At 71.4% G+C, this 11,822-nt stretch carries 11 protein-coding genes; 7 read left to right on the top strand and 4 right to left on the bottom strand.

Annotated features, from left to right (window positions below; all coding sequences use genetic code 11):
• Window positions 1-37: 37 nt before the first annotated feature.
• Window positions 38-2,293, bottom strand: a complete 2,256-nt coding sequence (locus OHS59_RS05850; protein WP_328492324.1) for a tetratricopeptide repeat protein — start codon at window positions 2,291-2,293, stop codon at window positions 38-40.
• Between the two features lie 362 nt (window positions 2,294-2,655).
• Between OHS59_RS05850 and OHS59_RS05855 the strand changes: the two genes are divergently transcribed.
• From OHS59_RS05855 to OHS59_RS05880, 6 genes are all read left to right on the top strand, one after another.
• Window positions 2,656-3,672 carry a zinc-binding alcohol dehydrogenase family protein gene (locus tag OHS59_RS05855; protein ID WP_328499068.1) on the top strand — a complete coding sequence of 339 codons (1,017 nt, stop codon included), beginning with the start codon at window positions 2,656-2,658 and terminating at the stop codon, window positions 3,670-3,672.
• A gap of 47 nt (window positions 3,673-3,719) precedes the next feature.
• Window positions 3,720-4,196, top strand: coding sequence for a GNAT family N-acetyltransferase (locus OHS59_RS05860; protein ID WP_328492325.1), 477 nt, complete (start codon window positions 3,720-3,722; stop codon window positions 4,194-4,196).
• 577 nt (window positions 4,197-4,773) lie between these two features.
• A complete protein-coding gene (locus tag OHS59_RS05865) occupies window positions 4,774-5,382 on the top strand; it encodes a hypothetical protein (RefSeq protein WP_328492326.1) in 609 nt (202 codons plus the stop codon).
• A gap of 76 nt (window positions 5,383-5,458) precedes the next feature.
• Window positions 5,459-6,256 carry a class F sortase gene (locus OHS59_RS05870; protein ID WP_328492327.1) on the top strand — a complete coding sequence of 266 codons (798 nt, stop codon included), beginning with the start codon at window positions 5,459-5,461 and terminating at the stop codon, window positions 6,254-6,256.
• A gap of 105 nt (window positions 6,257-6,361) precedes the next feature.
• A complete protein-coding gene (locus OHS59_RS05875; RefSeq protein ID WP_328492328.1) occupies window positions 6,362-6,892 on the top strand; it encodes a hypothetical protein in 531 nt (176 codons plus the stop codon).
• Between the two features lie 136 nt (window positions 6,893-7,028).
• Window positions 7,029-8,045 carry a hypothetical protein gene (locus OHS59_RS05880; protein ID WP_328492329.1) on the top strand — a complete coding sequence of 339 codons (1,017 nt, stop codon included), beginning with the start codon at window positions 7,029-7,031 and terminating at the stop codon, window positions 8,043-8,045.
• A 9-nt stretch (window positions 8,046-8,054) separates the two neighbouring features.
• On the opposite strand, the gene OHS59_RS05885 is transcribed toward OHS59_RS05880, so the two are convergent.
• Together OHS59_RS05885 and OHS59_RS05890 are read right to left on the bottom strand one after the other, a co-directional pair.
• Window positions 8,055-8,972: an ABC transporter permease gene (locus tag OHS59_RS05885; RefSeq protein WP_328492330.1), complete on the bottom strand. Its 918-nt coding sequence runs from the start codon at window positions 8,970-8,972 to the stop codon at window positions 8,055-8,057.
• Window positions 8,969-9,877: an ATP-binding cassette domain-containing protein gene (locus tag OHS59_RS05890; RefSeq protein ID WP_328492331.1), complete on the bottom strand. Its 909-nt coding sequence runs from the start codon at window positions 9,875-9,877 to the stop codon at window positions 8,969-8,971. The genes OHS59_RS05885 and OHS59_RS05890 overlap by 4 nt, the downstream gene beginning before the upstream one ends.
• A 179-nt stretch (window positions 9,878-10,056) precedes the next feature.
• Between OHS59_RS05890 and OHS59_RS05895 the strand changes: the two genes are divergently transcribed.
• Window positions 10,057-10,716: a response regulator transcription factor gene (locus OHS59_RS05895; RefSeq protein WP_328492332.1), complete on the top strand. Its 660-nt coding sequence runs from the start codon at window positions 10,057-10,059 to the stop codon at window positions 10,714-10,716.
• On the opposite strand, the gene OHS59_RS05900 is transcribed toward OHS59_RS05895, so the two are convergent.
• Entirely contained in the window at window positions 10,676-11,698 is a 1,023-nt protein-coding gene (locus tag OHS59_RS05900; RefSeq protein ID WP_328492333.1) for an alpha/beta fold hydrolase, read from the bottom strand. The two genes, OHS59_RS05895 and OHS59_RS05900, sit on opposite strands and share 41 nt — an antisense overlap.
• Window positions 11,699-11,822: the final 124 nt, after the last annotated feature.

Genomic DNA, 11,822 nt, shown 5'->3' on the forward strand with positions numbered 1-11,822 from the left:
CAGAGGGGTGTCCCGTGAGTGCCCTTCCGGGTGCGGGTCAGCCGCCGAACTCCTCGGTGAGCCGCGCCTTCGTGGTGTCGACCTGGTCGCGCACCGCGTCCTTGACGTACGCCTTGAAGGCGGGTGTGTCGAAGTGCCGGACCAGCCGGTCGAGCGTGGAGTTGGCCTCTTCGAGGTCGCCCTGGCGGGCGTAGGCACGGGCCAGGCGCCGCGAGGCGAGGTTGAGCGTCAGGTTGTCGACGCCCTTTCCCTGCTGGGAGACCTTCACGACCTGGGTGAGCTGCTCGATCCCGGACTTGGGGTCCGGGGGCCTTACGGTCAGCTCGGTCTTGTCCGGGGTCAGGCTCTTGAACTCGTGCTCGAAGTTGAGCCCCTTGGCGAGGCGCGCGTACACGGCGAAGGGGTGTGTGCCGTGCCGCTCGATGACCTCCTGGAGCGCGTCGTTGCCGGACTGCAGTGACGGCGAGTCGGAGCCGCGCAGGGCGAGGATCTTGCCCTGTTCGTCGCCCATCATCAGCTCGGCGAGCCGGACGTCGGACTGGCTGACCGGGTGCCGTACGTCGAGCCGCAGCACCGGCGAGACGATCCGGGATCCGTCGGAGGCCAGATAGGCGGCGCGCAGCTGATAGGTGCCCGGCTGCTGGAAGTAGTGCCCGTCGCGGCCGTAGCCGATGTAGGCGCTGCTGTAGATCGCGGGCCGGCCCGCGTCCAGACGTACGGTCTGGTCCTGGTCGACGCAGCGGCGCAGCAGCGGCCGGTAGAGCACGGTGCGTCCGGAGGGCTGCCGGATCGCGATGCTGACGAGTTCGTCGTCGGGGTGGAGGTGGTTGTGCGTGGCCCGGCCGCGCAGGTCGGTCGTCTCCAACTTCAGTTCCACGACGACCGGTTCGCCGAACGACAGTCCGCTCTTGTCGGCGCGCAGGTCGAGGCGGAGGCCGGACTCGTCGGTGAGGGGCTCGTCGAAGAGCGCCGGTTCGATGTCGGCGGCACCGGTGGCGAACGCGTTGGCTCCCATGATGACGTCGCGGTAGAAGCCGTGCCGCAGATGTATCTGCTCGTTGTCGGTGAACTGGAAGGGGAAGGCGCCCCAGTAGGCCGCCGCACCGCCGTTCCCGTTCAACGGCTGGTAGTTCTGCGGGTAGTTCATCCAGGACAGGTCGGCGAAGCCGTTGTTCCCGCCGAGCGGGGCGGGTGGCGTGGCCAGGTTCTTCTGCCAGGAGTGCAGCAGGTTGAAGGAGTGGCCGAGTTCATGGACGTACGTGCGCAGCATGGCGCGTTGCGCTTCGGGGTCCGCGCCCTGGATCAGGTCGTAGAAGACCGCGCAGCCCTGTCGCTGGAAGGAGTCGGCGGCGTCGAACATGATGCCGCGTACGCCTGCCATGCCTTCGTAGCTGCTGGCGACCAGCAGCCACAGTTTCCACTGCGGGGCGTTGCGCCAGAGGCTGAAGTTGGTCTCCATGGCGCCGTGCAGTTCGGTGTTGGTCCAGCCGTTCTGGCTGTTCGCGATGACGTTCGCGGTGCCGGACACGAGCAGTTCGATTCCGGCCTCGGCGTAGGCCCGGGGCACGGTGAGGATCCGGGCCGGGCTGTTGGCGGGCTGCGGAAGCGATCCGGTGTCGTACGAGAGGAAGGGCACGGCCCCCGTCACGGAGTCCTGTTCCCACTCGACGGTGCGGAAGTACGGCGAGACGTACGGGCAGACGTAGGTGGCGCCCAGCTGGCCCGGCGGGCGCAGGAACTCGACGGTCGCGGCGCCCGGCCGCTGGTTCGTCCTGCTGCGCGGGACGGTGACCCGCACGAGCGTGTACGCGGTCTGCCAGGTGTACGTGGCGATGCCCCTGATGACGACCTGCGTCCCGCTCCAGGAGACGGTGGGCGCGTCCACGACGAACGAGCCGAAGTACGCCTTCGTACCGCCGGCCGTGCTGAAGAAGTCCCCGCTGACCTTCCTCAGGACCTTCGGGCCGCCGGGGACGCTGTCGACGTCCACGCGCAGGTCCAGTTCGTAGCCGCTGCTGCTGCCGCGGTAGCGGCCTCGGGTGGGGCGGTGGGCCGGGAGGGCGGCGCCGGACTCGGCGCGCGCGGCCGGGCCGCCGACGGACGCTTGCCGCTGTTCCGTCCCTCGTTCCGAACCGCGGTCCTTCCCTAGTTCCGTCCCGCTCGCTTCGGTGGCGCTTTCGCCCCAGCCGGACTCCTGACCGCTTTCCCACTCCTCGGGGACGGATGTGTCGGCCAGGGGCGCCGCCGAGAAGTCGGCCGTCCCCGTAGTCGGGTCTCCACTGGCTGTTGACATGGCGACAAGCCCTCCGTTCGCTCGATGCGCCGTGCAACGGGCGGCGTCCGGACGACGCCACCCCGGGTCCCGACCGGCCGGGAAGACTGGTGCGAGCACGTTGGCACCGCGCTACGGTCGCGTCAACGATCCTTTCCGTTGTCCCGCAGAAATACGACGTGGCCGTCCGACACCTGGTTCGGCAGGTGAAAGCGGTTCGTCAGGAGTTGCCTGCGCCCACCCGCAGGCTCCCGGGCATCGCCCGGAATCTCCTCGCGGAACGGAGCTGAACGGAATCGAACCGAACGGCGCGGAGGGGAGCGGGGAGAACGGAGCGGACAGCCGCGGGGCGACGACATGACGGCGGGGACTACATGACGACGATGTACGCCTGGGAAGTGGCCGAACCGGGGCCGGTCGAGAGCGGGCCGCTGCGGCTCGTCGAGAAGCCGGTCCCCGTGCCGGGGCCCGACGAACTCCTCGTCCGCGTCGGCGCCTGCGGTGTCTGCCGCACGGACCTGCACGTCAGCGAGGGTGATCTGCCGGTGCGCCGGGCACGGGTGACGCCGGGTCACGAGGTCGTCGGGCGGGTGGCGGGGATGGGCGCGAGGGTCACCGGACACACCGTCGGCGACCGGGTCGGGGTGGCGTGGCTGAGCCGTACCGACGGCACCTGCGCGTACTGCCTGCGCGGGGCGGAGAACCTCTGCCCGGCCTCCCGGTACACCGGCTGGGACACCGACGGCGGCTACGCCCAGTACACGACCGTGCCGGCCGCCTTCGCCCACCCGCTGCCCGGCGGCCTCGACGACATCGCCCTGGCGCCGCTGCTGTGCGCCGGGATCATCGGACACCGTGCGCTGCTCCGCGCGTCCCTGCCGCCCGGCGGACGCCTCGGCCTGTACGGCTTCGGGGGCAGCGCCCACCTCTGCGCCCAGGTGGCGCTCGCCCAGGGTGCGACCGTCCATGTACTGACCCGGGATCCTGCCGCCCGGCGGCTGGCCCTCGACCTGGGCGCCACGTCGGCGGCGGGGGCGTACGACGCGCCGCCGGAGCCGCTGGACAGCGCCGTGCTGTTCGCTCCCGTCGGCGATCTGGTGCCCGTGGCGCTACGGGCCCTGGACCGGGGCGGCATCCTCTCGATCGCGGGCATCCACCTCAGTGACGTGCCGCCGCTCGACTACGAACGTGAGCTGTTCTACGAGAAGGAGATCCGCAGCGTCACCTCCAACACCCGTGACGACGCACGGGAGTTCCTGGCCCTCGCGGAGCGCCACCGGGTGCGCGCCACGACCCACCCGTACCCGATGTCGCAGGCCCCGGAAGCGCTCAAGGACCTCAAGGCGGGCCGCTTCGACGGGGCAGCCGTGCTGGTCGACGACGGCGGGCCCTGGTACTGACCCCTGACACTGCCCCGGCTCTCTTTCCGCGAGGACGGACACCCACCATGCGTTTGCTCCCCTTCGACTCCACATACGCGGCCTCGGTGGCGAGTTGGCCCCGCTCTGCCACGGAGGTGCTGATGTGGTGCGGGCTGCGGGAGTTCCCCGTACCCGAGCGGGCCGTCGCCGCGTGGCAGGGCGAGCCGGATGTGGCGGCCCGTGTTCTCGTCGACGGTGAACAGCCTTTCGCGTACGGGGAGTTGTGGCTCGATGCCGCGGAGGACGAGGTCGAGCTCGCGCGGATCATCGTGGCGCCCGGGGCGCGTGGGCGGGGCCTTGGGCGCGCACTGGTGCGGGGTCTGCTCGCCGAGGCGCGGCTGTCCGGCCTCTCGGAGGTGTTCATGCGGGTCCACCCGGAGAACGCCGCCGCTCTGCGCTGCTACCGGGGAGCGGGATTCGCACCGGTCGGCGCCGAACTGGCCGAGGCCTGGAACGCCGGGCAGCCGGTCGACTACGTCTGGCTGCGGCACGCGGACGCCTGAGCGGCGGGCATGTGCACGGGCATGGGCGTGGACGTGGACGTCGGCGTCGGCGTGGGTGCGGGCATCTGCAGGCCGGCCGGTTCGCCACGCCCGACGACCGGGGCCCGACGACCGACGCCTGACGCCTGACGCCTGACGCCTGACGCACGACGTCCGACATGCGAGGCCCGGCCCCCGCTGTCCGACGTCTGAGGCCCCACGCCCGACGCGCGGGTCGGCGGCTCGTAGCCCGCGACGCGCGGGTCGCGGCTCGTGGCTTGCGGCCCGCGATGCGCGACACGCGGCACAAGCGCCGACGTCGGGGCTGTCGCCAGGGGTGTCTCGGGGGTCGGCGCGAGGGACCCGGCGCGTGTTGAATCCGCGGGTGTGTCGTGGCTGGTCGCGCGGTTCCCCGCGCCCCCTTCGCCGAGTGGGACGACAGGTGCGTTGGAGCGGCCGCGAGCCCCGAATCGTTGGTCCGGACGGGGGATCTCTGACGCTGTATCAGCGATGCGGCGCGTTTCCGGCGTCGGGATGTGAAAGGGAGTCGGGTGCAGAACCGATTTGTACGACAATCATTCCGCTCGGAGGACTTCGTATGCCCGCCTCACCGCTCACCCGCTCCGTCGGCGTCCGTACCGGCGCCGCAGCCCTCACCACGGTCGCCCTCGCCGGCACCGCCCTCCTCGGGGCATCGGCCGCCTACGCCGCCCCCGACAGCGGTGACGTCAAGATCCACTCGGAGACGACGTCCCCGACCGACCAGCGCGACGAGACGAAGGTCTGCAAGTTCTACCTGGCCGCCTTCAACTTCGAGGGTGTCGGCGTCACGGGGATCACCTACATCATCGAGCCACAGCCGGCGGCCTCGGCGGCGGCCACGCTCAACGGCACCCTCAACCTCCCCATCGGCACCGGCTACACGGACACGCTGGCGCTGCCCGACGGTGACTACAAGCTCACCTGGAAGCCCGTGGGCGGGGCGGGGGCGGGCAAGGAGAAGATGTTCAAGGTCGACTGCAAGCCGGCGGCCAAGCCGGACGCCAAGCCGCAGACCCCCAACGGCGCCGTGCCCGCGGGCGGTGGCGGTCTCGCCGAGACGCCCACCGTGTCGGCGGTCGCGACGGCCGGAGCGGTGGGCCTGGTAGGCGTGTCCGGCTTCGTCTACTTCCGGCAGCTGCGTCGCCGGAACAACGGTGCCGCGTAGGCGCGCGCCCAGGCCCTGGTACCGCACGCGTGCCTATCGCCTGACGAGAACGGCGGTCCTGGCGTTCTCTCTGGTGATGGGCGGCATCTGGTGGACCGAGGACGACGGCCGGCCCGCAGGGCCGGTCGCCGCCCCGGCGGTGGAGTCCGGGGACGCGAAGGCGTCCCCGGGTCCGCCCGCCGCCGCGACACCTGAGCCCCGGCGCACCCCCGCTCCCGTACAGCCCACCGTCCGCCGCCCCAATCCACCACCCCCGCCACCTCCGCGGTCCTCACCGCCCCCACCGCCCTCACCGTCCCCGTCGCCCCGGCCATCCCGGCCGCCGCACTCTCCTCCTCCACAGGCCCAGAAGCCCCAACGCCCCCAGCAGCCGCGGCAACCGCAACAGCCCCAACTGCTCTCCCGGTCCAAGCCCACGAGCCTGAACATCCCGTACCTCGGTCTGGAGGCCCCGGTCGTGGGGCTGGGCCTCGACCGGCGTCAGCAGCTCACCACCCCGCCGGTCGACAAGCCCAATCTGGCGGGCTGGTACGAGGGCGGGCCCTCACCGGGAGAGGCGGGCACCGCCGTGGTGGTCGGCCACCTCGACACCCGTACCGGGCCCGCGGTCTTCGCCGGCCTGAGCACACTGAAACCCGGCCGACTCGTCGAGGCCCGGCGCGCCGACGGACGTACCGCCGTCTACACGGTCGACGCCGTCCGCGTGTACGAGAAGTCGCGCTTCCCCAGCCAGGAGGTGTACGGCGCCAGAAAGCGTCCGGAGCTGCGGCTGATCACCTGTGGCGGGGTGTACGACCGGCAGTCCGGCTACAAGAGCAATGTCGTCGTCTTCGCACATCTGACGAAGACCCGGGAACCGTCGCGCCACACCTAGATCGTGTCCTGCGTGCCAGACTCCTGCGGTGACCTCGAAGCCGAACTACGCGACGGCAAAGGGGATTTGGGGACTCGGGAACAGGAACGGGGGGACGGCTTCGGTATGGGTGACAGCACGCTGTGGGTGGCCGCGCTGACCGCCGCGACCGCGGTGCTCGCGAGCTGGGTGACCAGCCGGGGCACCGCCCGCGCGGCCCGAATACAGGCGGACGCGGCCGCCGCGACCGTACAGGCGGACGGCCTCAGGGCCGCCCGCCGCGCGGCGTACGTCGACCTCATCGAACAGGCCCAGCGCATGGGTGACCTGTACTGGAAGGTGACCGACGCACACGAGATCGGCGACCCCGACGAACGTCTGGCCGCCCTGCGGGAGCTGCGGGTCCGACTGCGCGGCGAATACGCGGTGTTGCGCCAGCGGGTCTGGGTGGCGGATCTGGAGGGCCCGCCGGAGGTCGCCTCGGCCGCGGACCGGCTGCGCCGCTCCACCAGCGGCAACTACCGCGCGCTCGACGCGATGATCGCCGGCGAGGAGGACGCGGGCCGACGGTTCAACGACTGCTACGCCCCGTTCTGGGAGTCGGTCGTGCACTTCGTCGGCGTCGCGCGCACCGCCCTGCACGGAACGCGTGCGTAGGCGATACCGAGCAGGCGCACCCCGGGTCCGCCACGCCGCCCGCCGGTGTACGCGCCGCCCTACTGTGGGTACGAGGGCACACATGTGGCTCCGAGGACGGACCGTCCTGTTTCCGATCAGCGAGGAGCATCAGGCCGTGAAGGTCGAAGTCCAGCCGGACGTACGCGAATCCGCCGCCCGGCTCGGCGCGGACGCCCCCTACGCGCTGAAGGCCCTGACCGGCCAACTGGCCGACGACCCCGACATGGGACGCCCCTCGGGACTGCCCGGCATCCTGACGGTCACCGTGGACGGCGCCATGTTCGACGACTGCCCCGACCTGTCCGTCGGCTACATCCGCGAACCGGACCGGATCGAGATCCGATTCCTCGAAGCGGTCCCCTCCACCGAACCCTCCACCGGCATTCCGGAACAGAAGCAGGGGCAGAGACAAAGGCAGAGGCAGGAGCAACAGCAGCAGGGACAGGCGCAGGGGGTTGAGCTGGGGCGGGGGTCCGTCGAGGACCGACCCGGCGATCCGGTTCTCACCGCGGTCACCGTGCGGGAAGTCGCCGACGCCTGGCAGCGCATCACCACCTGGCTGAAGCACAACGCCCCCGACTCCTACGCCGCGCTCCGCCCCGGCGCCGACCCCGCCGCCGTCGCCGCCCTGGAACAGGACCTCGGCATCCCGGTACCCGTCGAGCTGCGCGTCCTGTGGATGCTGACCGCGGGCGACGACGGGGCCGACGGCTGGGGATGCCTTCCGGGCAACAGGGCTCTGATGAACTTCGACCAAGTGGTCGCCTGCTACCGGTTGAAGACCGACTCTCAGGCCCACCAGCACTCCTTGAACGCCGGCCGTCCCGAGGAGGAGCGGATCACCGTGTGGGAGGCGACCCGGATTCCGGTGATCGCGCTGGGCCCGGCCGACACCACCATGGGGCTGTACCTGGACACCGCGACCGGTTTCCTGGGCCGGTGGTCCCGCTACGACGAGGCCCCGGACGAGGTGTTGGACACACTGGTCACCTACTTGGAAGAGGCCGCCGACATGCTGGAAGCCCCGGCCCTGGCCGCGCGCGACAAGCCCGGCCTGATCGGCGGGACGCTGGTGTGGCTCGACAGTGTCGGCTCCGAACAGAAGGATCAGTGGCGGCCCCTGACCGGCTGACCGCCACCGTCACTGGTCACGGCGCTGCACCGGGGCCACGGTGACGACAGCCGCGACGACGGCCCAGACCGCGTAGACGGTCCACGCTCCGCCGACCGTCCACGGGTGGGCGACCTGTTGGTGACCGACGGCCGTCAGCCGGTTCCACGCACCGGTCGGCAGGGCATGCTCGACGACGGCCGCCCAGTGGCGGTCGGCGCTGAAGACCAGGGGCAGCAGCAGAAGGACCACCACGTTGGCCGTCATGGTGGCCGCGCTGTGCCGCAGGACGGTACCGAGGGCCAGACCGACGAGCGCGGAGAGCGGCGCGAGGAGTGCGGACGCCACGACCAGGCGCAGGGCACCGGGATGGCCGATCGCCACACCGGCGTCCCGGCCGGACAGGACGGCCTGGGTCAGCCCGAACGAGGCTACCGAGACAAGCGCCCCGAAAACCGTCGTGACGACGGTGACCACGCACACCTTCGCCGCCATCACCGAACGGCGGGCCGGTACGGCCGTGAACGTCGTGCGGATCAGTCCGGTCCGGTACTCGCCGACGATCACGGTGGATCCGATGGCGCTGAGAGCGAGCATGAGGAGCATGGCGGCGTTCGCGGAGAAGGCGATCGACAGGGGGATCCCGTCCCGGACGAAGTCCGCCCGCGACGCCGTGTCGCGCTCCGACCAGTAGCGGTACGTGTCATAGGCGATGCCCACGTTGAAGCCGATGACGGTCAGCGCCGTGGCCACCAGTGCCCAGCCGCTGGAGCGCAGCGACCACCACTTGGCCCACTCGGCGGCGACGAGGTCACGGAACCGGGCGCGGGGCTCGGCGACTCGGCCGCGGGCCAGCGTGGCCGTGGCCGTGGCATCCCTGGCCGCAGCAGTGGCCGTGTCGGCGGCACTGGCACCGGCCGTATGGGCGGCACTGCTCGTGTCGGTCATCGGGCTTCTCCTGCCGCGTGGTCGACGCTGTCGGCGGTGAGTTCCATGAATGCCTCCTCCAGGGAGGCGGCCCGGGTGGACAGTTCGGTGAGCAACACCCGCTGACGCAGCGCGAGTTCGCCGATCCGGTCCGCGCTCAGGCCGGTCACCGTCAGCGTGCCCGCCTCCTGGCGCACCCGCGCCCCCTCCCCCGTCAGCAGTCCCGTGAGTGCCGTGGTGTCAGGGGTCCGTACGGTCACGCTCGGGCGGGTGCCGCGGGCCGCGAATCCGGCCAGGCTCTCGGCGGCGATCAGCGAACCGCGGCCGATGACGACCAACTGGTCGGCGGTGTTCTCCATCTCCGACATCAGATGGCTGGAGACCAGCACGGTACGGCCCTCGCCGGCCAGCCGCCGGAACAGTCCCCGCAGCCACTTCACGCCCTCCGGGTCGAGCCCGTTGAGGGGTTCGTCGAAGAGCAGCACCGGCGGGTCGCCGAGCAGGGCAGCCGCGATGCCGAGCCGCTGCTTCATCCCGAGGGAGAACCCGCTGATCCGGCGTCGGCGCACGCCCGCGAGGCCGGCCTCCTCCAGCACCTCGTCCACCCTGCGGCGCGGGATGCGGTTGGCGCGGGCCAGTACGGACAGGTGGGCCGCCGCGGTGCGACCGCCGTGCACGTCGTGGGCGTCCAGCAGTGCGCCGACGTGACGCAGCCCGCGCGGCCGGTCCCGGAAGCGGTGGCCGTCGATGGTGACGGATCCGCCGGTGGGGTCGTTCAGGCCGAGGACGATCCGCAGCGTGGTGCTCTTCCCGGCGCCGTTCGGGCCGAGGAACCCGGTGACGTGTCCGGGCCGCACGCAAAAGCTCAGGCCGTCGACCGCGGTGGTGCCGCCGTATCGCTTCGTCAGTTCATTGACTTCGATCACATGCCCAACGGTGGCCGCAGGCAGGGCCGTTCGGCATCCGGCCGGCGCCGACAATCGCGCGGGCGGGTGTCGCCCGGGGGTGTACACCCACGGTCGGATGGCATGCGGGAGTCGGGTGGCTACGATCGGCGTATGCCCGTCACACCTCGTCCCGCGCTGCCCGCACCGGCGGGTGTGCGATGACCGTCCGCGTCGTACTCGCCGACGACCAGCCCCTCGTCCGGGCCGCGCTGCGCATGGTGATCGCCGACGAGTCCGGTCTGGAGGTCGTCGGGGAGGCCGGCACCGGCGCCGAGGCGGTGGCGCTCGCCGAGAAGGAGCACCCGGACGTCGTGGTGATGGACATCCGGATGCCCGGCATGGACGGCATGGAGGCGACCCGGCTGATCACGGGTGGGCAAGGCGGCACCCACGTCATCGTCCTCACCACCTTCGATGACGACGACTGTCTCTACGGGGCGCTGCGGGCGGGTGCCGCCGGGTTCCTCGTCAAGGACATGGCGCTGGAGGACATCCTCGACGCGATCCGGGTCGTCGCCACCGGGGACGGACTGCTCGCGCCGAGTGTCACCCGCCGTCTCATCAGGGATTTCGCCGACCGGCCCGTGTCGGCGGCCCCCTCCGCGCGCACGGTCGGCGGCATCACCGACCGGGAGCGCGAAGTCCTGGCGCTCGTCGGCGGCGGGCTGTCGAACACGGAGATCGCCGAGCGGCTGTCCATCAGCGTCGCCACCGCCAAGACCTATGTGTCCCGGCTGCTGGCCAAGCTGGACGCCCGGGACCGGGTGCGGCTCGTGATCATCGCGTACGAGTCGGGGCTTGTGGCGTCGGCCCGTTGACGGTCTCCAGCCAGTCGGTCAGGAGCCGGTTGACCTCGTCGGGGCGTTCCTGCTGGACCCAGTGGCCGCTGCCCTCGACGAGGTGTGAGGAGACCAGGCCGGGGAGGGTGCCGGGGAACGCCTTGATCGCGTCGGCCAACCAGGCGATGGAGGCGTCGAGTTCACCGGCGACGAAAAGCGAGGGCTGGGTGATGGGGGCGCCCTCCTGGCCGGCGAGGTCCTCCCAGTCGTGGTCCATGTTGCGGTAGCGGTTGAGGGCGCCCGTCAGGCCGGTCCGCTCGAACTCGGCCGCGCAGAAGTCGAGTTCCTCGTCCGTGAGCCAGGACGGGCGCTCCTTCACGAACCGGTCCGAGAGCTTGCCGCCCTTCGGGACGAAGAAGACCGCGCCCTCTCCCGACGCGGGCATCGTGTCCCCGGCCAGCGTGGCGTAGAAGCCGGCGAGCCATCCTCGTACGTCCGGCTCGATCTCCGCCTCCGCGCGGCCCGGCTCCTGGAAGTAACCGACGTAGAACTCCTCGTCCCCGCCGATCATGGCGAAGGCGTCGGTCGGCTTCATGCCGCCCCGGGGCGCGTACGGCACTCCGAGCAGTCCGACGGCGGTGAAGACGTCGGGCCTGAGCAGCGCGGAGTCGGCGGCGATGGTCGAGCCCCAGTCGTGGCCGACGATCACGGCGGTCTCCTCGCCGAGCGCGCGGACGACCGCCACGTTGTCCTCGACATGGGCCCCGATCCGGTACGCCTGCGGGTCGGCGGGCGTCGCGGAGCGCCCGTATCCGCGTACGTCGATGGCGGCCGCCCGGTAGCCCGCCGCGGCGAGCGCGGGGAGCTGGTGGCGCCACGAGTGCCAGAGCTCGGGAAAACCGTGGACCAGCAGGACCAGTGGGCCGGTGCCCTGTTCGACCAGGTGGATGCGGCCACCGGGAACGTCCACCAGCCGGTGCTGGGCGTCCGCCGGGGTGAGCGGGCTGACTTCCTGCGGCATTTGTCCTCCTCGGTCCGAGTTCCTCTGCCGCCGATCATGAGGGTGCTCTCGTCGAGCGGCGAGAGACCTTGCCGTTTCGGCAAAACGTGTCGGGCGGCGCGGCCCCCACGACAGGCGGGTTCCG

The sequence above is a fragment of the Streptomyces sp. NBC_00414 genome, from assembly GCF_036038375.1.
In the GTDB taxonomy this organism is placed as follows: Bacteria; Actinomycetota; Actinomycetes; order Streptomycetales; family Streptomycetaceae; genus Streptomyces.